Below are 20,000 nucleotides of genomic sequence, written 5' to 3' on the forward strand. Positions count from 1 at the left end.
TCCCCTGTCTCGCTGCTGGGATGCGAACGGGCCCGCTCCCCCGGCGAACGGGAGAACGGGCCCGGTCACGGACCTATGAGGCTCAGGCCTCGGTGGTCTCGGCCTCGTCGGCCTTGGCCTCGGCGGCCTGCTCGGCCTCCTTGACGGCGCGCTTGGCAGCGGCCTCGGCCTCGGCGACGGTCGCCTTGGTGGCGATCTCGCCCTCGACCAGCTCGATCACGGCCATCGGGGCGTTGTCGCCACGACGGGTGCCGATCTTGGTGATGCGGGTGTAACCGCCGGGGCGGTTCTCGAACCGCGGGGCGATCTCGGTGAAGAGGGTGTGCAGGACCGACACGTCGGTGATGGTCTTGCGCACCAGGCGACGGTTGTGGATGTCGCCCTTCTTCGCCTTGGTGATCAGCTTCTCCGCCAGCGGGCGCAGGCGACGGGCCTTGGCCTCGGTGGTGGTGATGCGGCCGTACTGGAACAGCTCGCGGGCCAGGCCGGCCAGCAGCAGCGGCTCGTGGGACGGGCCGCCGCCGAGACGGGCACCCTTGGTGGGACGGGGCATGTTTCGCTCCTCGAATCTCCGACTACGGCCGTACCAGGTACCGCAGCGGGCGTACGGACACCGTGTCCGTACGACTTTTCATGGTGCCGGGGGCGGTCCGCTGGGGACCGCCCCCGGTGCCAAGACTCAGTACTGCTCGGTCTCCGCGTAACCCTGGTCGTCCAGGTCGTCGGCGCCGAAGGCGTCGGCGGCAGCGGTCGGGTCGAACCCGGGCGGGCTGTCCTTGAGGGCCAGGCCCATGCCGGCCAGCTTCGCCTTGACCTCGTCGATCGACTTCGCACCGAAGTTGCGGATGTCGAGCAGGTCGGCCTCCGAGCGGGCGACGAGCTCACCCACGGTGTGGATGCCCTCGCGCTTGAGGCAGTTGTAGGAGCGGACGGTGAGCTCCAGCTCCTCGATCGGCAGCGCCAGGTCCGCGGCCAGGGCGGCGTCCGTCGGGGACGGGCCCATGTCGATGCCCTCGGCGTCGACGTTCAGCTCGCGGGCCAGGCCGAACAGCTCGACCAGGGTCTTGCCGGCCGACGCCATCGCGTCGCGCGGACGCATGGCGGGCTTGGTCTCGACGTCGACGATCAGCTTGTCGAAGTCGGTGCGCTGCTCGACACGGGTGGCCTCGACCTTGTAGGTGACCTTCAGCACGGGGCTGTAGATCGAGTCGACCGGGATGCGGCCGATCTCCTGGCCGGAGGCCTTGTTCTGCACGGCGGAGACGTAGCCGCGACCGCGCTCGACGGTCAGCTCCATCTCCAGCTTGCCCTTGCCGTTCAGGGTGGCGAGGACCAGCTCGGGGTTGTGCACCTCGACACCGGCCGGGGGCGCGATGTCGGCGGCGGTGACCACACCCGGGCCCTGCTTGCGCAGGTACATCACGACCGGCTCGTCGTGCTCCGAGGAGACGACCAGCTGCTTGATGTTCAGGATGAGGTCGGTGACGTCCTCCTTGACGCCCGGCACGGTGGTGAACTCGTGCAGGACGCCGTCGATGCGGATGCTGGTGACGGCGGCACCCGGGATCGAGGAGAGGAGCGTGCGACGGAGCGAGTTGCCGAGGGTGTAGCCGAAGCCCGGCTCCAGCGGCTCGATGACGAACCGCGAGCGGAACTCGTCGACAACCTCTTCGGTCAGCGAAGGACGCTGAGCGATCAGCATGTTCTGGATCCTCCAGTTGTCTTCGGCACCCACTATTTGATGCCGATAGAACTCAAGCGTACGGGCTCCCGCACAAAACGGGAGCCCGTACCAGGTTCAACGCGTTACCCGCGTGCCCGAAGGCGCCGGATCAAACGCGGCGGCGCTTCGGCGGACGGCAGCCGTTGTGCGGGGTGGGGGTGACGTCCTGGATCGAGCCGACCTCCAGGCCGGTGGCCTGGAGCGAGCGGATCGCGGTCTCGCGGCCGGAGCCCGGACCCTTCACGAAGACGTCGACCTTGCGCATGCCGTGCTCCTGCGCGCGACGGGCAGCAGCCTCGGCGGCCATCTGCGCGGCGAACGGGGTGGACTTGCGCGAGCCCTTGAAGCCGACGTGGCCGGCGGAGGCCCAGGAGATCACGTTGCCCGAGGGGTCGGTGATCGAAACGATGGTGTTGTTGAACGTGCTCTTGATGTGGGCGTGCCCGTGAGCGACGTTCTTCTTTTCCTTGCGGCGGATCTTCTTCGCGCCGGCAGCCTGACGACCCTTGGGGGGCATAAGTCTGTTCTCCTACTGAGGTGGTCGGTCCGCTATCCCGCGGGCCGGAGGGATGTCCGGTTGACGGGACGGACTACTTCTTGCCCGGCTTCTTCTTGCCGGCGATCGCGCGACGCGGGCCCTTGCGGGTACGCGCGTTGGTGTGGGTGCGCTGACCGCGGACCGGCAGGCCACGGCGGTGGCGCAGGCCCTCGTAGCAGCCGATCTCGACCTTGCGGCGGATGTCGGCGGCGACGGCGCGGCGGAGGTCACCCTCGACCTCGAAGTTCGCGTCGATGAACTTCTGCAGCTTGACGAGGTCGTCCTCGGAGATGTCGCGGACGCGGACGTCCGGGCTCACACCGGTCTCGGCCAGGGTCTGCTGGGCGCGGGTACGGCCGATGCCGTAGACGTAGGTGAGGGCGATCTCGATCCGCTTTTCGCGGGGGAGATCAACGCCGGCGAGGCGTGCCATTCATGGCTCCTGTGGTTCTTCAGAGGTCTGACGTGCCGCCTACTCGCTGTCTCTCGACAGGGAGCCCCGGCCTCTGACCGGGGGTGGCAGTCCGTCCTGTCGGACGGATCGGGCGGCCCGCGTATGACGTTGGTGCGCGTCGCGCGAAGGTACTACGAGAAATGCGGGGGGTTGATCAGCCCTGGCGCTGCTTGTGGCGCAGGTTGTCGCAGATCACCATGACCCGGCCGTGGCGGCGGATCACCTTGCACTTGTCGCAGATCTTCTTGACGCTCGGCTTGACCTTCATGACTCAGGTTCTCCGGGGTCTCGATCTGACGGGTGTTACTTGTAGCGGTAGACGATCCGGCCGCGGGTCAGGTCGTAGGGGCTGAGCTCCACCACGACCCGGTCATCCGGGAGGATGCGGATGTAGTGCATGCGCATCTTGCCGCTGATGTGCGCGAGGACCTTGTGACCGTTCTGCAGCTCGACCTTGAACATCGCGTTCGGAAGAGACTCGATCACGGTGCCCTCGATCTCAATGGCGCCTTGCTTCTTAGCCATGAACTGCGAGATCCACCCTTCGGGTCCGGCTACCGTATGCGGAACGCTCGTGCGAACCAGGCTTCACCTCCGCCCCGGGGAACTCCCCTGGGTTGAGGGCGTGCCGAAACACGCTACGAGTGAGCCGACGCACCATCGTAAACCAAGCACCGCGCCGGAGCGAAATCTCAGCCCTTGACCGTCACCTGGATGGGGAGCACGGGCTCCACCACCGCGGTGCACGCCGAGCAGCGGCGGGCCGCCTCGGGGATGTCGGTCAGGCACTCGGGGCACGGCCGCTTGGGGGTGGCGGGCTTCTTCGGCAGGTAGCGGGCGGTCGCCTTGGAGACCGGCAGCACCACGCAGAAGTACAGCACCGCGGCGGTCAGGAAGAACGCGATCAGCACGTTCAGGAACTGGCCGTACGGGAAGGTCACGCTCGCGACGGTGAACTTGTAGGCGCTGAAGTCGCCGGCCGCACCGACCACCACACCGAGCACCGGAGTGAGGAACGCGGTCACGAAGCCGGTCACGACGCCGGTGAAGGCGGCACCGATGACCACACCGACGGCCATGTCGATGACGTTGCCGCGCATCATGAAGTCGCGGAAGCCCTTGAGCACTGTCTCTCCTGGGGTAGCTGCGGGTGTCAGCTGACGAAAATAGGACAAGAGGCCCGGAGGTCCAAACCCCCAGGCCCCGATCCCGCCGCTTTGAGAGATGTCCCTCAACGGCCGGCCGTCCGCGCCTCCGCCCCCGGATCAGCCCAGCGGGTCCGGCGCCGCGGTGACGCCCAGCTTCGCCAGCTCCGCCTTGCCGCCGTCGAACGCGGTCAGCACCAGCGGACCCTGCTCGGTGACCGCCACCGAGTGCTCCCAGTGCGAGGCCCAGGTGCCGTCGGTGGTGACGACCGTCCAGTCGTCCTCCAGGATCGTGGTGTGCGGAGTGCCGAGCGAGACCATCGGCTCGATCGCCAGCACCGTGCCGGGCACCAGCTTCGGGCCCTTGCCGCGACCGGCCACGTAGTTCAGCACGTGCGGCTCCATGTGCATCGCGGTGCCGATGCCGTGGCCGCCGTAGCCCTCGGTGATGCCCCACTTGCCCTTCGGCGGCAGCGGCTGCCGGCGGATGTAGCCCTCGATCGCCCGGGACACGTCGACCAGCCGGTTGCCCTTCTTCATCTGGGCGATGCCGGCCCACATCGAGCCCTCGGTGACCTTCGACAGCATCACGTTCTCGTCGGCGGTCGCCCCGACCGCGACGGTGATCGCCGCGTCGCCGTGCCAGCCGTCCAGGATCGCGCCGCAGTCGATCGAGATCAGGTCGCCGGCCTTCAGCACCTTGTCGCCCGGGATGCCGTGCACGACCTCCTCGTTCACCGAGGCGCAGATCACGCCCGGGAACCACAGGCCGCCGTGGTCGGCCCGGAAGTTGGAGGTGGCGCCGTGCTTGGCGATGACCTGGTCGGCGATGTCGTTCAGCTCGCCGGTGGTCACCCCCGGGGCGACCGCCTCGCGGCACGCCTTCAGTGCCTCGGCGACGACCAGCCCGGCCGCCCGCATCTTGGCGATCTGCTCGGGGGTCTTGATCTCCACCATCTGGTCAACGCCTTCCACGTTCTGATTTCGGACTGCCTTCCACCGTACGACGCCGAGACGGCCGGGCCGCCCGCTTCGGGCGACCCGGCCGTCTCGATGCCTCGTGGCTCAGGCGTTCTTCTTCTGCTCCAGGGCGGCGACCGCGCGCTCGGTCACCTCGTCCACCTTGCCGAGGGCGGGGATGGTGACCAGCAGGCCCTGCTCCTGGTAGTAGCCGATGATCGGCTCGGTCTTGGAGTGGTACTCCTCCAGCCGGACCCGCACGGCTTCCTCGGTGTCGTCGGAGCGCTGGTACAGCTCGCCGCCGCACTCGTCGCAGACGCCCTCGGTCTTCGGCGGGTTGTACACCACGTGGAACACGTGGGAGCCGTCGTTGCGGCACAGCCGGCGGCCGGCGATCCGCTTGACGACCTCGTCCTCGGAGACCTCCAGGTCCAGCACGCCGTCCAGCGCGATGCCCTGCTCGGCCAGGAAGGCGTCCAGCGCCTCGGCCTGCCCCAGGTTGCGCGGGAAGCCGTCCAGCAGGAAGCCCTTGGCGGCGTCCGGCTGGAGCATGCGGTCCTTGGCCATCCCGATGGTCACCTCGTCGGGCACCAGGCGCCCGGCGTCCATGTAGGACTTCGCCTCGACACCCAGCGGGGTGCCCTGGCTGATGTTGGCACGGAAGAGGTCACCGGTGGAGATGTGGGGAATGGACAGGGTCTTGGCCAGAACGTGCGCCTGAGTACCCTTCCCGGCCCCGGGGGGTCCGACGAGGACGATTCGCATCAGCGGAGGAACCCTTCGTAATTGCGCTGCTGGAGTTGGCTCTCGATCTGCTTCACAGTTTCGAGTCCGACACCGACGACGATGAGCACGGAGGTGCCGCCGAACGGGAAGTTGGTCTGCTGCCCGAAGGCGACGAGGGCGACCATCGGGATCAACGCGATCAGGCCCAGGTACAGCGAACCCGGCCACGTGATGCGGGTGAGCACGTAGTTCAGGTACTCGGCCGTCGGTCGGCCGGCCCGGATGCCCGGGATGAACCCACCATACTTCTTCATATTGTCGGCAACTTCTTCGGGGTTGAAGGAGATGGCGACGTAGAAGAAGGCGAAGAACACGATCAGCACGAAGTAGGTGGCCATGTAGATCGGGTGGTCACCCTTGATGAAGTGGTTCTTGATCCAGATCGCCCAGCCCGCCTGCGAGTTGGTCAGCTGCACCACCAGCGCCGGGATGTACAGCAGCGAGGAGGCGAAGATGACCGGGATCACACCGGCCTGGTTGACCTTCAGCGGGATGTAGGTCGAGGTGCCGCCGAACGCCCGGCGGCCGATCATCCGCTTCGCGTACTGCACCGGGATCCGGCGCTGCGCCTGCTCGACGAAGATGACCAGGCAGACCACGATGATGCCGACCAGGATGACCGCGGCGAACTCGCCCCAGCCGTCCAGCAGCTTGCCGGAGCCCTTGATCGCCCACATCGAGCCGGGGAAGCCGGCCGCGATCGAGGTGAAGATCAGGATCGACATGCCGTTGCCGATGCCGCGGTCGGTGATCAGCTCACCCAGCCACATGATCACGGTGGTGCCGGCGGTCATGATGATGACCATGGTGGCGATCCGGAAGATCGACGTGTCCGGCACGATGTTCCCGCCCTGCGGGCAGCCGGAGAAGAGCGCGCCGCTGGACGCGGTCGCGAGGATGCCGGTGCCCTGCAGCACCGCCAGCGCGATGGTCAGGTAGCGGGTGTACTGGGTGATCTTCGCCTGGCCGGACTGCCCCTCCTTCTTCAGGGCCTCCAGCCGTGGGATCACCACGGTGAGCAGCTGCAGGATGATGCTGGCCGTGATGTACGGCATGATGCCGAGCGCGAAGATGGTCAGTTGCAGCAGCGCGTTGCCGCTGAACAGGTTGACCAGCCCGAACAGACCCTCGTTCTGACCCTTCACGCACGCGTGCACGGCCTCGAAGTTGATCCCGGGCATCGGAATGTGGGCGCCCAGCCGGAACAGCACCATGATGCCCAGCGTGAACAGCAGCTTCTTGCGCAGGTCGGGCGTCTGGAACGCCCGCGCGAACGCACTGAGCACGGTGCCTCCTGCGCCTCCCGCGCGTCGTCGGCGGAAGGGTCGGTCCTGATGTGGGGAAAGGGAACTTCACGGACTCTAACAGTGCCCGGGTGCTCCGCAGAAGCGCGCGCTGCCGGTCCCCCACGCATGGGGTACGGCTTGCCCGGGTTTGACACACAAATCCAGCACAGGTGTTCAGGCCCGCCCGGGCCGGAAACGCGGCCGGGCCCCGCGCCCCTCTTTCTCAAGAGGGGTGCGGGGCCCGGTTTCTGTCCGTGCGTCAGATCAGCGACGTCACAGCAGCTCGGTGACCGAGCCGCCCGCGGCGGTGATCTTCTCGGCGGCGGAGCCGGAGACGGCGTCGACCGTCACCTGCAGCGCCACCGCGATGTCGCCCTGGCCGAGAACCTTGACGAGCTCGTTCTTGCGAACGGCGCCCTTGGCGACCAGGTCGGCGACGGTGACCTCGCCACCGTTCGGGTAGAGCTCGGCCAGGCGGTCCAGGTTCACGACCTGGAACTGCTTGTGGGCCGGGTTCTTGAAGCCCTTCAGCTTCGGCAGGCGCATGTGGAGGGGCATCTGGCCACCCTCGAAGCGCTGCGGAACCTGGTAGCGGGCCTTGGTGCCCTTGGTACCACGACCGGCGGTCTTACCCTTGGAGCCCTCACCACGACCGACGCGGATCTTGTCGGTCTTGGCGCCCGGGGCGGGACGCAGGTTGTGGATCTTGATCGGGTTGTCAGACATGATCAGTCCACCTCCTCGACCGTGACGAGGTGACGAACGGTGTGGACCATGCCGCGGATCTCCGGGCGGTCCTCCTTCACCACGGTGTCGTTCAGCCGCTTCAGGCCGAGCGAACGGAGGGTGTCACGGTGGTTCTGCTTGCTACCGATGTACGACTTGGTCTGAGTGACCTTCAGGCGAGCCATCAGGCGCTCACCCCAGCCGCACGGGCCCGGAGCAGCGCGGCCGGGGCCACGTCCTCCAGGGGCAGGCCACGACGGGCGGCGATCTCCTCGGGGCGCACGAGGCCCTTCAGAGCGGCCACGGTGGCGTGCACGATGTTGATCGCGTTGTCCGAGCCGAGCGACTTCGACAGGATGTCGTGAACGCCGGCGCACTCCAGGACGGCACGCACCGGACCACCGGCGATGACACCGGTACCGGGGGACGCCGGCTTCAGCAGCACGACGCCGGCGGCCTTCTCGCCCTGGATGGGGTGCGGGATGGTGCCCTGGATACGGGGGACCTTGAAGAAGTTCTTCTTGGCCTCCTCAACGCCCTTGGCGATGGCGGCCGGAACCTCCTTCGCCTTGCCGTAACCGACACCCACGGTGCCGTCACCGTCGCCCACCACGACCAGCGCGGTGAAGCTGAAACGACGACCACCCTTGACAACCTTGGCGACACGGTTGATCGCGACGACGCGCTCGACGTAAGCAGTCTTCTCGGCGACCGGGGCGCCGCCCCGCTCGTCGCGCTTACGGTCGCGCCGCTCGCCACCCGTGCCGCGACCGGCGCCGCCTTCGCGGCGCTGGGGTCCAGCCATTGGAATTACCTCTCTCGTTTACGTCCGCCGACAGAGTCGACGAGCGGCTTAGAAGTCGAGCCCGGCCTCACGGGCCGCGTCCGCCAGGGCGGCGATGCGGCCGGCGTACCGGTTGCCCGCGCGGTCGAAGACGACCGACTCGACGCCGGCAGCCTTGGCGCGCTCGGCGACCAGGCTTCCGACCTTCTTGGCCAGCTCGGTCTTGTCGCCCTCGGTGCCCTTGATGGACACGTCGAGGGTGGACGCCGACGCCAGGGTGTGACCCTTGGCGTCGTCGATGACCTGGGCGACCATGTGGCGGTTCGAACGCGTCACGACGAGGCGCGGACGCACCTCGGTGCCGACGACGCGCTTGCGAACGCGAATGGCGCGGCGCTTGCGGGCGGCGTTCTTGTAGGCGTTGCCCTTGCCGATCTTGACAGAGACGCTCATCGCTTACTTACCACTCTTTCCGACCTTGCGGCGGATGACCTCGCCCGCGTACTTGACGCCCTTGGCCTTGTACGGGTCGGGCTTGCGCAGCTTGCGGATCTTCGCGGCGACCTCGCCGACCTTCTGCTTGTCGGTGCCGTCCACGTGGAACTTGGTGGGCGACTCGACGACGAAGGTGATGCCCTCCGGCGCCTCGACCAGGATCGGGTGGCTGTAGCCCAGCGCGAACTCCATGTTGGAGCCCTTCGCCGTGACTCGGTAACCGACACCGCTGATCTCCAGCGACTTGCGGTAGCCCGCGGTCACGCCGGTGATCATGTTCGCCACCAGCGTGCGCGACAGGCCGTGCAGGGCCTTCGACTGACGCTCGTCGTTCGGGCGGGTGACGACCAGAGTGCCGTCCTCGCCCTTGCCGATCTCGATCGGCGCGGCGACGACGTGGGTGAGCGAACCCTTGGGGCCCTTCACCGAGACCGTCTGGCCGTCGATGGTGACGTCCACACCAGCGGGAACCTGGATGGGCAGCCGTCCAATGCGCGACATTGCTGTACCTCCGTTTCCCGAATTACCAGACGTAGGCGAGAACTTCTCCGCCTACGCCCTTCTTGGCGGCCTGCTTGTCGGTCAGGAGGCCGGAAGACGTGGAGATGATCGCCACGCCCAGGCCGCCGAGCACCTTCGGCAGGTTGGTGGACTTTGCGTAAACACGCAGACCCGGCTTGCTGATGCGCTTGATGCCGGCGATGGAGCGCTCACGGTTCGGACCGAACTTGAGCTCGATGGTCAGCTTCTTGCCAACCTCGTTCTCGGCGGGGTCCTCAACCTTGTAGGAGGAGATGTAACCCTCCTGCTGCAGGATCTCGGCGACGTGCGCCTTGATCTTGCTCGACGGCATCACGACGGAGTCGTGGTACGCCGAGTTGGCGTTACGCAGACGAGTGAGCATGTCTGCGATCGGGTCGGTCATGGTCATGGTGGCCTCAGGCCTCTCTCGCCGTGGTTTCTCCGCGCCAGGTCCCCCTCCGCGCACTCGCGAAAGAGTGCGAAAGGGGCACAAGCGCAGGGGACCTACGACGTAGTAAGACTGGGTTGCGGTGCCCTCATTCAGAGAGCCACGGAACGTCCGGAAAGACGCCGTGGCAGGGGCCCGACCCCACAACCTTACGGGATCCCTCGCGGGACTCCAAAAGCCGGGGGGTCGGGCACACTGCTTCGCTGCAGAGCTGGCGGTAAGGGATTACCAGGAGCTCTTGGTCACGCCCGGCAGCTCGCCGCGGTGGGCCATCTCACGGAGGCACACACGGCACAGGCCGAACTTGCGGTACACCGAGTGCGGACGGCCGCAGCGCTGGCACCGGGTGTACGCCCGGACGCCGAACTTCGGCTTGCGCTCGGACTTAGCGATCAGGGCCTTCTTCGCCATGGCTCACGCCTCCTTGAACGGGAAGCCCAGAGCGCGCAGCAGCGCCCGGCCCTCATCGTCGGTCTGAGCGGTGGTCACGACGGTGATGTCCATACCGCGCTGACGGTCGACCTTGTCCTGGTCGATCTCGTGGAACATGACCTGCTCGGTCAGACCGAAGGTGTAGTTGCCACGGCCGTCGAACTGCTTCGGAGAGAGGCCGCGGAAGTCACGGATACGCGGCAGAGCCAGCGACACCAGACGGTCCACGAACTCCCACATGCGGTCACCACGGAGGGTGACGTGGGCACCGATCGGCTGGCCCTCGCGCAGCTTGAACTGCGCGATGGACTTGCGGGCCTTGGTGACGGCCGGCTTCTGACCGGTGATCGCGGTCAGGTCCTTGATGGCACCCTCGATCAGCTTGCTGTCACGGGCAGCCTCGCCGACACCCATGTTGACCACGACCTTGACCAGGCCGGGGATCAGCATGACGTTCTCGTACGAGAACTGCTCGTTCAGCTGGCCCTTGACCTCGGAGAGGTACTTCTCCTTGAGGCGGGGGGCCACCTTCTCAACAGTCGTCTCAGACATCAGATGTCCTCACCCGTCCGCTTGGCAACGCGGATCTTGTTGCCCTGGTCGTCGAAGCGGTAGCCGACGCGGGTAACGACCTTCTTGCCGTCCTTCTCCACGACCAGCTGGACGTTGGAGACGTGCACCGGGGCCTCGACGGTCACGATGCCACCCTGGGTGCCGGGGCCCGGCTTGGTGTGCTTCTTGACCCGGTTGACACCCTCGACCAGGACCTTGTTGTCAGCCGGCATGGCCTGAATGACCTTGCCCTGCTTGCCCTTGTCCTTGCCGGTGATGACCTGGACCAGGTCACCCTTCTTGATCTTCATGCTGTTCGCCATGGGTCAGAGCACCTCCGGCGCCAGCGAGATGATCTTCATGAACTTCTTGTCACGCAGCTCGCGGCCCACCGGGCCGAAGATGCGGGTACCGCGGGGGTCGCCATCGGTGTTCTTGAGGACGACAGCGGCGTTCTCGTCGAAACGGATGTACGAACCGTCCGGACGACGGCGCTCCTTGACGGTGCGAACGACGACGCACTTCACGACGTCGCCCTTCTTCACCGAACCGCCGGGGATCGCGTCCTTGACGGTGGCGACGATGACGTCCCCGATACCGGCGTAGCGGCGACCGGAGCCACCGAGAACGCGGATGCAGAGGATCTCCTTGGCACCCGTGTTGTCGGCGACGCGCAGTCGCGACTCCTGCTGGATCACAGCTTTCTCCTGATCGTCAACAAGTGTTGACGGGCCGGCCGCTGCTCACACCCGCGCCCTTGCGGGCCTGGTGCACATACGGCCGTACCGCGAACAACCTTGTTACTTGGCCTTCTCGAGGATCTCGACGACGCGCCAGCGCTTCGTCGCGGACAGCGGCCGGGTCTCCATCAGGAGGACACGGTCGCCGACACCGCACGCGTTCTGCTCGTCGTGCGCCTTCAGCTTGTTGGTACGGCGGATGACCTTGCCGTACAGCGCGTGCTTGACGCGGTCCTCGACGGCGACGACGACGGTCTTGTCCATCTTGTCGCTGACGACGAGACCCTCACGGGTCTTGCGGAAGCCGCGCGTCTCGTTGGTGTTCTCAGTCATCAGGCGTTCTCCACCGTCTCGATGCCCAGCTCGCGCTCGCGCATCAGGGTGTAGATCCGCGCGATGTCCTTACGGACCAGCCGGAGCCGTCCGTGGTTGTCGAGCTGCCCGGTCGCCGCCTGGAAGCGGAGGTTGAACAGCTCCTCCTTGGCCTCACGGAGCTTGGCAACGAGCGCCTCGTTGTCCAGCTCGCGAAGCTCAGCAGCCTTGGTAGCGGCCGACATCAGCTCTCACCGTCCTCGCGCCGAACGATCCGGCACTTCATCGGAAGCTTGTGCGCGGCACGCGTGAGCGCCTCGCGGGCAATCTTCTCGTTCGGGTACGACAGTTCGAACATGACCCGACCCGGGTGCACGTTCGCGATCCACCACTCCGGCGAACCCTTACCGGAACCCATGCGGGTCTCGGCCGGCTTCTTGGTCAGCGGGCGGTCCGGGTAGATGTTGATCCAGACCTTGCCGCCACGACGGATGTGACGGGTGATCGCGATACGAGCGGACTCGATCTGACGGTTCGTCACGTAGGCCGGGGTCACGGCCTGGATGCCGAACTGGCCGAACGCCAGCTCGGTGCCACCCTTCGAGGCGCCGGAGCGCTTCGGGTGGTGCTGCTTGCGGTGCTTGACCCGACGGGGGATCAGCATGAGGGTCAGGCCTCCGTTCCGGTGTTCTCAGCAGCCGGAGCCTCGACCGCGGCAGCCGGGGCCTGGGCCTCGGCAGCAGCAGCGGCGGGACGACGGCCGCGGCCACCGCGCTCGCCACCGCGGCGCTCGCCACCGCGGGCGGGACGACCGCCCTCGGGACGGGCCGGACGGTTGCCGGAGCGGGCAGCGGCGTTCTCAGCGCGGACCTCGGCGATGTTCTTGACGTCGCCCTTGTAGATCCAGACCTTCACGCCGATGCGGCCGAAGGTGGTCTTGGCCTCGAAGAAGCCGTAGTCGACGTTCGCGCGCAGGGTGTGCAGCGGCACACGGCCCTCGCGGTAGAACTCCGAACGGCTCATCTCGGCGCCGCCGAGACGACCGGAGCACTGGACCTTGATGCCCTTGGCGCCGGCCTTCATGGTCGACTGCATGCTCTTGCGCATGGCGCGACGGAAGGAGACGCGGGAGGACAGCTGCTCCGCGACGCCCTGAGCCACGAGCTGGGCGTCCAGCTCGGGGTTCTTGACCTCGAGGATGTTCAGCTGGACCTGCTTGCCGGTCAGCTTCTCCAGGTTGCCCCGGATCTTGTCGGCCTCCGCGCCGCGGCGGCCGATCACGATGCCCGGACGGGCGGTGTGGATGTCCACGCGGACGCGGTCACGGGTGCGCTCGATCTCGACCTTCGAGATGCCGGCGCGCTCCATGCCCTTCGTCATGAGACGGCGGATCGCGACGTCTTCCTTGACGTAGTCCTTGTACAGCTTGTCGGCGTACCAGCGGGACTTGAAGTCCGTGCTGATGCCGAGGCGGAACCCGTGCGGGTTAACCTTCTGGCCCATTACCGGGTCCCTTCCTTGCTGCTGACGACCACGGTGATGTGGCTGGTCCGCTTGCGGATCCGGTAGGCACGGCCCTGGGCGCGCGGACGGAACCGCTTCAGGGTCGGACCCTCGTCAACGTACGCCTCGGAGATGTAGAGGTCGTCCACGTTGGAGTGGTTGTAGTTGTGCGCGGCGTTGGCGATGGCGCTGTTCAGCACCTTGCCGACCGGCACGGTGGCAGCCTGCGGAGCGAAACGCAGGACCGCCTGGGCCTCCGTGGCCGGCAGGCCACGGATGAGGTCCACCACGCGGCGGGCCTTCATGGGCGTGACGCGGATGTACCGCGCCTGGGCCCTGGCTTCCATGGTTGTCCCCTTAATGGAGTAAGTCACTTTGTCGTTCTGGCGCTACAGCTCGCGGAGCAAATCGCGATTAGCGACGCTTCGACTTGCGGTCTTCCTTCACGTGCCCCTTGAAGGTGCGCGTGGGAGCGAACTCGCCGAGCTTGTGGCCGACCATCGACTCGGTGACGAACACCGGGACGTGCTTGCGGCCATCGTGAACCGCGATCGTGTGGCCGAGCATGGCCGGGGAGATCACGGAACGACGGGACCAGGTCTTGATGACGTTCTGCGTGCCCGCCTCGTTCTGCACGTCCACCTTCTTCTGAAGGTGGTCGTCGATGAAGGGGCCCTTCTTGAGACTGCGCGGCATCTGACCTGCTCCTAGCGCTTCTTGTTGGTCTTGCGGCGGCGCACGATGAGCTTGTCCGACGCCTTGTTCGGGCGACGGGTGCGGCCCTCGGGCTTGCCCCACGGCGAGACCGGGTGGCGACCACCGGAGGTCTTACCCTCACCACCACCGTGCGGGTGGTCGATCGGGTTCATGGCCACACCACGCACGGTCGGGCGGACGCCCTTCCAGCGCATACGGCCGGCCTTGCCCCAGTTGATGTTCGACTGCTCGGCGTTGCCGACCTCGCCGACGGTCGCGCGGCAGCGCGCGTCCACCAGGCGGATCTCACCGGAGGGCATGCGCAGGTGCGCCATGCGACCCTCACGGGCGAGCAGCTGAATGCCGGAACCCGCGGAGCGGGCCAGCTTGGCGCCACCGCCGGGACGGAGCTCCACCGCGTGGATGGTGGTACCGACCGGGATGTTGCGCAGCGGCAGGTTGTTGCCCGGCTTGATGTCGGCGCCAGCGCCGTTCTCGATCCGGTCACCCTGCGCGACGCCGCGGGGGGCGATGATGTAGCGCTTCTCGCCGTCCGCGTAGTGCAGGAGCGCGATGCGCGCGGTGCGGTTGGGGTCGTACTCGATGTGAGCGACCTTGGCCGGCACGCCGTCCTTGTCGTGACGACGGAAGTCGATCAGACGGTAGGCGCGCTTGTGGCCGCCACCCTGGTGGCGAGCAGTGACACGACCGGCGTTGTTACGGCCGCCCTTGCTGTGCAGCGGGCGAACCAGCGACTTCTCCGGCGTGGACCGCGTGATTTCGACGAAGTCGGCCACGCTGGAGCCACGACGGCCCGGCGTAGTCGGCTTGTACTTGCGGATACCCATTTCTGTCCTCGTCCTTTACGACGATCGCAGTCCCTGACCCGAGGGTCAGGCGACCGGACCACCGAAGATGTCGATGCGGTTGCCCTCGGCCAGCGTCACGATCGCGCGCTTGGTGTCCTTGCGCTTGCCGAAACCGGTGCGGGAGCGCTTGCGCTTGCCCTGGCGGTTCAGCGTGTTCACGGCCTCGACCTTGACCGAGAAGACCGACTCGACGGCCTGCTTGATCTGGGTCTTGTTGGCACCGGGAGCCACGACGAACGTGTACTTGTTCTCGTCGAGGAGCGAGTAGCTCTTCTCCGAGATAACCGGCTTGATCAGGACGTCACGGGGGTCCGTGAACGTCTTGGAGGTGATCTCGCTCATCAGGCGGCAGTCCCTTCGAGCTCGCCCTCAGCAGCAACGGCCTTGGCGGACGCGGCCGGACCGGCCACGAAACGCTCGAAGGCGGCCTGGGTGAAGACCACATCGTCGGAGACGAGCACGTCGTAGGTGTTCAGCTGGCCGGCGTCCAGGATGTGCACGTTCGCCAGGTTGCGAGCGGACAGGATGCCCAGCTCGTCCTCGCGCTCGACCACCAGGAGGAGGTTCTTGCGCTCGGAGATCTTGCCGAACAGAGCCTTGGCGGCCTTGGTCGACGGGGTCTCGGTCGCGGTCACGCCGGTGACGACGTGGATGCGCTCGTGACGGGCCCGGTCGGTGAGCGCGCTGCGCAGGGCGGCGGCGATCATCTTCTTCGGGGTCCGCTGCGAGTAGTCACGCGGCACGGGACCGTGCACGACGCCACCACCGGTGAACTGCGGCGCGCGGGTCGAGCCCTGACGGGCGCGGCCGGTGCCCTTCTGGCGGTACGGCTTCTTGCCGCCGCCACGGACCTCGCCGCGGTTCTTCGCCTTGTGGGTGCCCTGGCGGGCCGCGGCGAGCTGCGCCACGACGACCTGGTGCATCAGCGGAACGCTGACCTTGGCGTCGAAGATCTCGGCGGGCAGCTCGAGGCTGCCGGTCTTGTCGCCGGCCGGCGACAGGATGTCAATGCTGGTCATTTCCTCACAGCCCCTTCGCCGCGGTGCGGACGAGGACGAGGCCGCCGTTCGGGCCCGGGATCGCGCCCTTGATGAGGAGCAGACCCTTCTCCGCGTCGACCGCGTGAACGGTCAGGTTCTGGGTGGTCACACGCTCGTGGCCCATCCGACCCGCCATGCGCAGGCCCTTGAAGACACGACCCGGGGTGGCGCAGCCACCGATGGAACCGGGCGAGCGGTGCTTGCGCTGGGTGCCGTGACCGGCGCCGAGGCCCTTGAAGTTGTGACGCTTCATGACACCGGCGAAGCCCTTGCCCTTGGAGGTGCCGGTCACGTCGACCTTGACACCCGCCTCGAAGGTCTCGGCAGTGATCTCCTGGCCCAGGGTGTACTCGGACGCGTCCGAGGTACGCAGCTCGACCAGGTGGCGGCGCGGGGTGACACCGGCCTTGGCGAAGTGGCCCTGGAGGGGCTTGTTCACCTTGCGGGGGTCGATCTCGCCGAAGCCGATCTGCACGGCGTCGTAGCCGGCCGGGCTGTCGGCGGTGTGGACCTGGGTCACGACATTCGGCCCGGCCTTGACGACGGTCACCGGGACGACCCGGTTGTTCTCGTCCCAGACCTGGGTCATGCCGAGCTTCTCGCCCAGGATGCCCTTAATCTGCTTAGCCATCTTCGGTGCGCCTCTCAGAGCTTGATCTCGATGTCGACGCCCGCCGGCAGGTCGAGACGCATCAGCGAGTCAACCGTCTTCGGCGTGGGGTCGAGGATGTCGATCAGACGCTTGTGAGTGCGCATCTCGAAGTGCTCGCGCGAGTCCTTGTACTTGTGCGGCGAGCGGATGACGCAGTACACGTTCTTCTCAGTGGGCAGCGGCACCGGGCCCGCGACCTGCGCACCAGTGCGGATCACCGTCTCGACGATCTTCTTCGCCGAGGAGTCGATGACCTCGTGGTCGTAGGCCTTGAGCCGGATGCGGATCTTCTGTCCCGCCATGGCTACTTCGTAGTCCTTCGTTCAATGAGTTACTTCACGACCCCTCTCCGACCCCCGCGCTCGGGCGTGTCGCACTCGCGCTTGCAAAAAACCGGCGAACGATCTCGTCGGTTTCGAACTGCTGGAGGAGAGGTGAGCCGGGCCGAGACCCCGCATACGCTTCCCGGAAGATTCCCGTACTTTCGCCCCGCAGCTGCCGCGGTGTCGCTTACACACCACTGCACCCACACACAGCACGTGGGCACATGGACGGCCATTCACGGGAACGACGAGTACATGGGACTCGCTTCCGGTCCTCCCGGCGGGAGGCGCGCAGCATCGGTACTCAACCGAGCAACTCAGACATCCTGCCACAAGGCGCGCCCGCTACGCCAATCAGCGGGCCCTGCGCCCTTGCTCACACCCCGCCTCCGCCGCCCCCGGCCAGCTCGGGCCGCCGTGCCAGGTCGCGCACCTGATCCGCGGTCAGCGGCGGCGCGTCCATCGCCGGCCCGGGAGCCCGCGAACCGCGGTAGCCGCTGATCGCGTCCACGAACAGCGCCCGCCCGTCCGGCAGCAGCAGGACGGCGTCGACGCTCCTCCCCCAGGCCAGCTCCGACCGCCCCTCGGGATCGGGCCGCTGGTCCACCGTCAGTTCCTCGTGCCGTCGCACCGCCTGGAACGTGCAGGTGCGGGTGGCGGCGGCCGGCAGTTCGGGCGTGCAGCTCAGCGACGCGGAGGTCGCGGTACCGGTCTCGATCCGGATCACCCCGAGCCGGCCGTCCTTGCGGATCCAGTAGACGCCGTCCAGCGGTCCGCCGGCCGGCCCGGGAACCGGTGCGGCGCGCTCGACCGCGCCGGTGCCGGCCGGCAGCAGGGCCCGCAGCCGTTCCGCCTGTCGCCGCTCCGGCCGGTCCGCGGCGGTCCGCCGGTCCGGCGGGCCCCAGGCCGGGAGGAAGGCCCCGGCGAGCAGCAGGCCGGCCGCCGCCAGGCCCAGTCCGGTGCGGCGCCGGCGGCGGATCCGCGCGGCGCGCGCGAACAGCGGCCGGTCGTCCGCGACGGCGGGCGGCTCCACCAGGGCCCGTTCCAGGAGCTGTCGGATCTGCGCGTGCCCGGTCATGGCCGGTCCCCCTGCAACTGGTCGATGTCCTGCGGGACGAGGGCGCGCAGCTTCGCCAGGCCGCGGGCCGCGTGGCTGCGGACGGTGCTCTCCGGCATCCCGAGCAGCTCCGCGGTGTCCGCGACGCCGAGGTCCTCCCAGTAGCGGAGCACCACGACCGCCCGCTGTCCGGGCGACAGCCCGGCCAGGGCGGCCCGAACGGCGACGCCGAGCTCCGGCTCGGGGTGCGCCGCGGCGGTTTCGGGCAGCTCGCCGTAGGCCTGCTCGCGCCGCCAGAACCGGCGGCGGGCGGCGATGAAGGTGTTCACCAGCGTCTTGCGGGCGTAGGCGTCCAGGTGCTCGATCCGCCGCAGTCGGCGCCGGCCGAGGATCACCTTGACCAGCGTCGCCTGCACCAGGTCGTCGGCCTCGTCGCGGTCGCCGCACAGCAGGTAGGCGCTGCGGAACAGCGCCGTCCGGCGGGCGGCGACGAACTCGTGCAGCACCTGGTCGGCGTCCACCGGCGCCCTCCCCCTGTCCCGGTCCGCCCCGGCGGGTCGGCTCCACCCCTTCCAGTGCCTCGGACGGCCGCCGGCGTTGCACCCGGCCGGGAGAAAAACGCGAGCGGGCCCGCTCCCCCGAGAGGGAGCGGACCCGCTGCGTGAGCCTGTCCTGCGACGGACCAGGGTCAGATCGGCAATTACTTGACGATCTTGGTGACCTGGCCGGCGCCGACGGTGCGGCCACCCTCACGGATGGCGAACTTCAGGCCCTCCTCCATGGCGACCGGCTGGATCAGCTGGACGGTCATGGCGGTGTTGTCGCCCGGCATGACCATCTCGGTGCCCTCGGGGAGGGTCACGACGCCGGTCACGTCCGTGGTACGGAAGTAGAACTGCGGGCGGTAGTTGTTGAAGAACGGGGTGTGACGGCCACCCTCGTCCTTCGACAGGATGTAGGCCTGGGCCTCGAAGTCGGTGTGCGGGGTGACCGAACCCGGCTTGATGATGACCTGGCCGCGCTCGACGTCCTCGCGCTTGATGCCGCGGAGCAGCAGACCGACGTTCTCACCGGCCTGGCCCTCGTCGAGCAGCTTGCGGAACATCTCGATACCGGTGACCGTGGTGGTGGTCTTGGTGTTCTTGATGCCGATGATGTCGACGGTCTCGTTGACCTTGAGGATACCGCGCTCGATACGACCGGTGACGACGGTGCCACGACCGGTGATCGTGAAGACGTCCTCGATCGGCATCAGGAACGGCTGGTCGGTGAGGCGAGCCGGGGTCGGGATGGCCTCGTCGACCGCGTGCATCAGGCCGAGGAGCTTCTCGCCCCACTCCTTGTCGCCCTCCAGCGCCTTCAGCGCGGAGACGCGGACGACCGGCAGGTCGTCGCCCGGGAACTCGTACTCGGAGAGGAGCTCACGGACCTCGAGCTCGACGAGCTCCAGGATCTCCTCGTCGTCCACCATGTCGGCCTTGTTCAGGGCGACGACGATGTAGGGGACGCCGACCTGGCGGGCCAGGAGGACGTGCTCCTTGGTCTGCGGCATCGGGCCGTCGGTGGCGGCGACGACGAGGATCGCGCCGTCCATCTGAGCCGCACCGGTGATCATGTTCTTGATGTAGTCGGCGTGACCCGGGCAGTCGACGTGGGCGTAGTGACGCGCCTCGGTCTGGTACTCGACGTGCGCGATGGAGATGGTGATACCGCGCTGACGCTCCTCCGGCGCCTTGTCGATCTGGTCGAACGGCGTGAAGGGGTTGATGTCCGGGTACGCGTCGTGCAGCACCTTGGTGATGGCCGCGGTCAGCGTGGTCTTACCGTGGTCGATGTGACCGATGGTGCCGATGTTGACGTGGGGCTTCGTCCGCTCGAACTTCGCCTTCGCCACTGCAGTCCTCCTGAGGACAGTTCTGTACGCCGTACGACGTCAGTTGGTCTGGATCGGGTTATT

Annotated in this window: 34 protein-coding genes; all 34 read right to left on the minus strand. The window is 67.5% G+C overall.

Going from position 1 to position 20,000, the window contains the following annotated elements; all coding sequences use genetic code 11:
- Window positions 1-82: 82 nt before the first annotated feature.
- The 34 genes from rplQ to tuf all read right to left on the minus strand — a co-directional run bounded on the left by rplQ (window position 83) and on the right by tuf (window position 19,937).
- A complete protein-coding gene (rplQ, locus tag ACFV1L_RS01985; RefSeq protein ID WP_380362051.1) occupies window positions 83-553 on the minus strand; it encodes a 50S ribosomal protein L17 in 471 nt (156 codons plus the stop codon).
- Between the two features lie 126 nt (window positions 554-679).
- Window positions 680-1,702 (minus strand): DNA-directed RNA polymerase subunit alpha, encoded by a 1,023-nt coding sequence (locus ACFV1L_RS01990; RefSeq protein WP_030457404.1) that lies wholly within the window; start codon window positions 1,700-1,702, stop codon window positions 680-682.
- 130 nt (window positions 1,703-1,832) lie between these two features.
- Window positions 1,833-2,240: a 30S ribosomal protein S11 gene (gene rpsK / locus ACFV1L_RS01995; protein WP_014136257.1), complete on the minus strand. Its 408-nt coding sequence runs from the start codon at window positions 2,238-2,240 to the stop codon at window positions 1,833-1,835.
- A 73-nt stretch (window positions 2,241-2,313) separates the two neighbouring features.
- Window positions 2,314-2,694 carry a 30S ribosomal protein S13 gene (rpsM, locus tag ACFV1L_RS02000; RefSeq protein WP_380362052.1) on the minus strand — a complete coding sequence of 127 codons (381 nt, stop codon included), beginning with the start codon at window positions 2,692-2,694 and terminating at the stop codon, window positions 2,314-2,316.
- Between the two features lie 175 nt (window positions 2,695-2,869).
- A complete protein-coding gene (gene rpmJ, locus ACFV1L_RS02005; RefSeq protein WP_003956441.1) occupies window positions 2,870-2,983 on the minus strand; it encodes a 50S ribosomal protein L36 in 114 nt (37 codons plus the stop codon).
- Window positions 2,984-3,018: 35 nt separating this feature from the next.
- On the minus strand, window positions 3,019-3,240 hold the full coding sequence (gene infA / locus ACFV1L_RS02010; protein WP_003956442.1) for a translation initiation factor IF-1: 222 nt from the start codon (window positions 3,238-3,240) through the stop codon (window positions 3,019-3,021).
- Between the two features lie 167 nt (window positions 3,241-3,407).
- The gene (gene mscL / locus ACFV1L_RS02015) at window positions 3,408-3,842 is read right to left on the minus strand and encodes a large conductance mechanosensitive channel protein MscL (RefSeq protein WP_380362054.1); all 435 of its coding nucleotides are present in this window, start codon (window positions 3,840-3,842) and stop codon (window positions 3,408-3,410) included.
- Between the two features lie 138 nt (window positions 3,843-3,980).
- Window positions 3,981-4,817, minus strand: a complete 837-nt coding sequence (map, locus tag ACFV1L_RS02020) for a type I methionyl aminopeptidase (RefSeq protein ID WP_380362056.1) — start codon at window positions 4,815-4,817, stop codon at window positions 3,981-3,983.
- A gap of 108 nt (window positions 4,818-4,925) precedes the next feature.
- Window positions 4,926-5,585, minus strand: coding sequence for an adenylate kinase (locus tag ACFV1L_RS02025; RefSeq protein ID WP_380362057.1), 660 nt, complete (start codon window positions 5,583-5,585; stop codon window positions 4,926-4,928).
- Window positions 5,585-6,892: a preprotein translocase subunit SecY gene (secY, locus tag ACFV1L_RS02030; RefSeq protein ID WP_380362059.1), complete on the minus strand. Its 1,308-nt coding sequence runs from the start codon at window positions 6,890-6,892 to the stop codon at window positions 5,585-5,587. The genes ACFV1L_RS02025 and secY overlap by 1 nt, the downstream gene beginning before the upstream one ends.
- A gap of 273 nt (window positions 6,893-7,165) precedes the next feature.
- Window positions 7,166-7,618 carry a 50S ribosomal protein L15 gene (gene rplO / locus ACFV1L_RS02035; protein WP_380362061.1) on the minus strand — a complete coding sequence of 151 codons (453 nt, stop codon included), beginning with the start codon at window positions 7,616-7,618 and terminating at the stop codon, window positions 7,166-7,168.
- Window positions 7,619-7,620: 2 nt separating this feature from the next.
- A complete protein-coding gene (gene rpmD / locus ACFV1L_RS02040; protein WP_014136270.1) occupies window positions 7,621-7,803 on the minus strand; it encodes a 50S ribosomal protein L30 in 183 nt (60 codons plus the stop codon).
- Complete coding sequence (gene rpsE, locus ACFV1L_RS02045; RefSeq protein WP_043914567.1) at window positions 7,803-8,423, minus strand: 30S ribosomal protein S5; 621 nt, start codon at window positions 8,421-8,423, stop codon at window positions 7,803-7,805. Before rpsE ends, rpmD begins: the two co-directional genes overlap by 1 nt.
- Window positions 8,424-8,471: 48 nt before the next feature.
- Window positions 8,472-8,855 carry a 50S ribosomal protein L18 gene (gene rplR / locus ACFV1L_RS02050; protein ID WP_035863513.1) on the minus strand — a complete coding sequence of 128 codons (384 nt, stop codon included), beginning with the start codon at window positions 8,853-8,855 and terminating at the stop codon, window positions 8,472-8,474.
- 3 nt (window positions 8,856-8,858) lie between these two features.
- Window positions 8,859-9,398 carry a 50S ribosomal protein L6 gene (rplF, locus tag ACFV1L_RS02055; protein ID WP_035863514.1) on the minus strand — a complete coding sequence of 180 codons (540 nt, stop codon included), beginning with the start codon at window positions 9,396-9,398 and terminating at the stop codon, window positions 8,859-8,861.
- A 22-nt stretch (window positions 9,399-9,420) separates the two neighbouring features.
- Window positions 9,421-9,828, minus strand: a complete 408-nt coding sequence (gene rpsH / locus ACFV1L_RS02060; RefSeq protein WP_035863516.1) for a 30S ribosomal protein S8 — start codon at window positions 9,826-9,828, stop codon at window positions 9,421-9,423.
- A 264-nt stretch (window positions 9,829-10,092) separates the two neighbouring features.
- Window positions 10,093-10,278 (minus strand): type Z 30S ribosomal protein S14, encoded by a 186-nt coding sequence (locus ACFV1L_RS02065; protein WP_008747480.1) that lies wholly within the window; start codon window positions 10,276-10,278, stop codon window positions 10,093-10,095.
- 3 nt (window positions 10,279-10,281) lie between these two features.
- The gene (gene rplE, locus ACFV1L_RS02070; RefSeq protein WP_035863517.1) at window positions 10,282-10,851 is read right to left on the minus strand and encodes a 50S ribosomal protein L5; all 570 of its coding nucleotides are present in this window, start codon (window positions 10,849-10,851) and stop codon (window positions 10,282-10,284) included.
- Window positions 10,851-11,162, minus strand: coding sequence for a 50S ribosomal protein L24 (rplX, locus tag ACFV1L_RS02075; protein ID WP_035872243.1), 312 nt, complete (start codon window positions 11,160-11,162; stop codon window positions 10,851-10,853). The genes rplE and rplX overlap by 1 nt, the downstream gene beginning before the upstream one ends.
- 15 nt (window positions 11,163-11,177) lie before the next feature.
- Window positions 11,178-11,549, minus strand: a complete 372-nt coding sequence (gene rplN / locus ACFV1L_RS02080; RefSeq protein ID WP_030300391.1) for a 50S ribosomal protein L14 — start codon at window positions 11,547-11,549, stop codon at window positions 11,178-11,180.
- A 102-nt stretch (window positions 11,550-11,651) separates the two neighbouring features.
- Entirely contained in the window at window positions 11,652-11,924 is a 273-nt protein-coding gene (rpsQ, locus tag ACFV1L_RS02085) for a 30S ribosomal protein S17 (protein WP_014136278.1), read from the minus strand.
- Window positions 11,924-12,148, minus strand: coding sequence for a 50S ribosomal protein L29 (rpmC, locus tag ACFV1L_RS02090; protein WP_030457414.1), 225 nt, complete (start codon window positions 12,146-12,148; stop codon window positions 11,924-11,926). Before rpmC ends, rpsQ begins: the two co-directional genes overlap by 1 nt.
- Window positions 12,148-12,567 (minus strand): 50S ribosomal protein L16, encoded by a 420-nt coding sequence (gene rplP, locus ACFV1L_RS02095; protein WP_035863520.1) that lies wholly within the window; start codon window positions 12,565-12,567, stop codon window positions 12,148-12,150. Before rplP ends, rpmC begins: the two co-directional genes overlap by 1 nt.
- A 5-nt stretch (window positions 12,568-12,572) precedes the next feature.
- A complete protein-coding gene (rpsC, locus tag ACFV1L_RS02100) occupies window positions 12,573-13,406 on the minus strand; it encodes a 30S ribosomal protein S3 (protein ID WP_380362065.1) in 834 nt (277 codons plus the stop codon).
- Window positions 13,406-13,753, minus strand: a complete 348-nt coding sequence (gene rplV, locus ACFV1L_RS02105) for a 50S ribosomal protein L22 (protein WP_014136282.1) — start codon at window positions 13,751-13,753, stop codon at window positions 13,406-13,408. The genes rpsC and rplV overlap by 1 nt, the downstream gene beginning before the upstream one ends.
- Before the next feature lie 67 nt (window positions 13,754-13,820).
- A complete protein-coding gene (rpsS, locus tag ACFV1L_RS02110; protein ID WP_014136283.1) occupies window positions 13,821-14,102 on the minus strand; it encodes a 30S ribosomal protein S19 in 282 nt (93 codons plus the stop codon).
- A gap of 11 nt (window positions 14,103-14,113) precedes the next feature.
- Complete coding sequence (gene rplB, locus ACFV1L_RS02115; protein ID WP_043914588.1) at window positions 14,114-14,950, minus strand: 50S ribosomal protein L2; 837 nt, start codon at window positions 14,948-14,950, stop codon at window positions 14,114-14,116.
- Between the two features lie 45 nt (window positions 14,951-14,995).
- Window positions 14,996-15,313, minus strand: coding sequence for a 50S ribosomal protein L23 (gene rplW, locus ACFV1L_RS02120; RefSeq protein WP_030457419.1), 318 nt, complete (start codon window positions 15,311-15,313; stop codon window positions 14,996-14,998).
- Window positions 15,313-15,990, minus strand: a complete 678-nt coding sequence (gene rplD, locus ACFV1L_RS02125) for a 50S ribosomal protein L4 (protein ID WP_380362067.1) — start codon at window positions 15,988-15,990, stop codon at window positions 15,313-15,315. The genes rplW and rplD overlap by 1 nt, the downstream gene beginning before the upstream one ends.
- A gap of 4 nt (window positions 15,991-15,994) precedes the next feature.
- Complete coding sequence (rplC, locus tag ACFV1L_RS02130; RefSeq protein ID WP_380362069.1) at window positions 15,995-16,642, minus strand: 50S ribosomal protein L3; 648 nt, start codon at window positions 16,640-16,642, stop codon at window positions 15,995-15,997.
- A 14-nt stretch (window positions 16,643-16,656) separates the two neighbouring features.
- The gene (rpsJ, locus tag ACFV1L_RS02135) at window positions 16,657-16,965 is read right to left on the minus strand and encodes a 30S ribosomal protein S10 (protein ID WP_012785157.1); all 309 of its coding nucleotides are present in this window, start codon (window positions 16,963-16,965) and stop codon (window positions 16,657-16,659) included.
- A gap of 397 nt (window positions 16,966-17,362) precedes the next feature.
- Window positions 17,363-18,064, minus strand: coding sequence for a hypothetical protein (locus ACFV1L_RS02140; RefSeq protein WP_380362071.1), 702 nt, complete (start codon window positions 18,062-18,064; stop codon window positions 17,363-17,365).
- Window positions 18,061-18,564, minus strand: a complete 504-nt coding sequence (locus tag ACFV1L_RS02145) for a SigE family RNA polymerase sigma factor (protein ID WP_380362072.1) — start codon at window positions 18,562-18,564, stop codon at window positions 18,061-18,063. The genes ACFV1L_RS02140 and ACFV1L_RS02145 overlap by 4 nt, the downstream gene beginning before the upstream one ends.
- A 179-nt stretch (window positions 18,565-18,743) precedes the next feature.
- Window positions 18,744-19,937, minus strand: coding sequence for an elongation factor Tu (gene tuf, locus ACFV1L_RS02150; protein WP_035863533.1), 1,194 nt, complete (start codon window positions 19,935-19,937; stop codon window positions 18,744-18,746).
- Window positions 19,938-20,000: the final 63 nt, after the last annotated feature.

It is taken from the genome of Kitasatospora sp. NPDC059646, assembly GCF_042734615.1.
Classification (GTDB): domain Bacteria; phylum Actinomycetota; class Actinomycetes; order Streptomycetales; family Streptomycetaceae; genus Kitasatospora.

Bases quoted from the DNA above. Each gene is read 5' to 3' on its own strand.
- infA (WP_003956442.1), bottom strand. From the start codon at position 3,240: ATGGCTAAGAAGCAAGGCGCCATTGAGATCGAGGGCACCGTGATCGAG.
- rpsM (WP_380362052.1), bottom strand. From the start codon at position 2,694: ATGGCACGCCTCGCCGGCGTTGATCTCCCCCGCGAAAAGCGGATCGAG.
- rpsC (WP_380362065.1), bottom strand. From the start codon at position 13,406: ATGGGCCAGAAGGTTAACCCGCACGGGTTCCGCCTCGGCATCAGCACG.
- ACFV1L_RS02025 (WP_380362057.1), bottom strand. From the start codon at position 5,585: ATGCGAATCGTCCTCGTCGGACCCCCCGGGGCCGGGAAGGGTACTCAG.
- rplD (WP_380362067.1), bottom strand. From the start codon at position 15,990: ATGACCAGCATTGACATCCTGTCGCCGGCCGGCGACAAGACCGGCAGC.
- rplX (WP_035872243.1), bottom strand. From the start codon at position 11,162: ATGAAGATCAAGAAGGGTGACCTGGTCCAGGTCATCACCGGCAAGGAC.
- rpsJ (WP_012785157.1), bottom strand. From the start codon at position 16,965: ATGGCGGGACAGAAGATCCGCATCCGGCTCAAGGCCTACGACCACGAG.
- rpsE (WP_043914567.1), bottom strand. From the start codon at position 8,423: ATGGCTGGACCCCAGCGCCGCGAAGGCGGCGCCGGTCGCGGCACGGGT.
- rplW (WP_030457419.1), bottom strand. From the start codon at position 15,313: ATGAGCGAGATCACCTCCAAGACGTTCACGGACCCCCGTGACGTCCTG.
- rplQ (WP_380362051.1), bottom strand. From the start codon at position 553: ATGCCCCGTCCCACCAAGGGTGCCCGTCTCGGCGGCGGCCCGTCCCAC.
- rpmJ (WP_003956441.1), bottom strand. From the start codon at position 2,983: ATGAAGGTCAAGCCGAGCGTCAAGAAGATCTGCGACAAGTGCAAGGTG.
- rpsQ (WP_014136278.1), bottom strand. From the start codon at position 11,924: ATGACTGAGAACACCAACGAGACGCGCGGCTTCCGCAAGACCCGTGAG.
- rpmC (WP_030457414.1), bottom strand. From the start codon at position 12,148: ATGTCGGCCGCTACCAAGGCTGCTGAGCTTCGCGAGCTGGACAACGAG.
- rplV (WP_014136282.1), bottom strand. From the start codon at position 13,753: ATGGAAGCCAGGGCCCAGGCGCGGTACATCCGCGTCACGCCCATGAAG.
- map (WP_380362056.1), bottom strand. From the start codon at position 4,817: ATGGTGGAGATCAAGACCCCCGAGCAGATCGCCAAGATGCGGGCGGCC.
- rplE (WP_035863517.1), bottom strand. From the start codon at position 10,851: ATGTCTGAGACGACTGTTGAGAAGGTGGCCCCCCGCCTCAAGGAGAAG.
- rplF (WP_035863514.1), bottom strand. From the start codon at position 9,398: ATGTCGCGCATTGGACGGCTGCCCATCCAGGTTCCCGCTGGTGTGGAC.
- rplR (WP_035863513.1), bottom strand. From the start codon at position 8,855: ATGAGCGTCTCTGTCAAGATCGGCAAGGGCAACGCCTACAAGAACGCC.
- rpmD (WP_014136270.1), bottom strand. From the start codon at position 7,803: ATGGCTCGCCTGAAGGTCACTCAGACCAAGTCGTACATCGGTAGCAAG.
- rpsS (WP_014136283.1), bottom strand. From the start codon at position 14,102: ATGCCGCGCAGTCTCAAGAAGGGCCCCTTCATCGACGACCACCTTCAG.
- rplC (WP_380362069.1), bottom strand. From the start codon at position 16,642: ATGGCTAAGCAGATTAAGGGCATCCTGGGCGAGAAGCTCGGCATGACC.
- ACFV1L_RS01990 (WP_030457404.1), bottom strand. From the start codon at position 1,702: ATGCTGATCGCTCAGCGTCCTTCGCTGACCGAAGAGGTTGTCGACGAG.
- rplB (WP_043914588.1), bottom strand. From the start codon at position 14,950: ATGGGTATCCGCAAGTACAAGCCGACTACGCCGGGCCGTCGTGGCTCC.
- ACFV1L_RS02140 (WP_380362071.1), bottom strand. From the start codon at position 18,064: ATGACCGGGCACGCGCAGATCCGACAGCTCCTGGAACGGGCCCTGGTG.
- ACFV1L_RS02065 (WP_008747480.1), bottom strand. From the start codon at position 10,278: ATGGCGAAGAAGGCCCTGATCGCTAAGTCCGAGCGCAAGCCGAAGTTC.
- rplO (WP_380362061.1), bottom strand. From the start codon at position 7,618: ATGTCTGACAACCCGATCAAGATCCACAACCTGCGTCCCGCCCCGGGC.
- rpsH (WP_035863516.1), bottom strand. From the start codon at position 9,828: ATGACCATGACCGACCCGATCGCAGACATGCTCACTCGTCTGCGTAAC.
- rpsK (WP_014136257.1), bottom strand. From the start codon at position 2,240: ATGCCCCCCAAGGGTCGTCAGGCTGCCGGCGCGAAGAAGATCCGCCGC.
- rplP (WP_035863520.1), bottom strand. From the start codon at position 12,567: ATGCTGATCCCCCGTCGGGTCAAGCACCGCAAGCAGCACCACCCGAAG.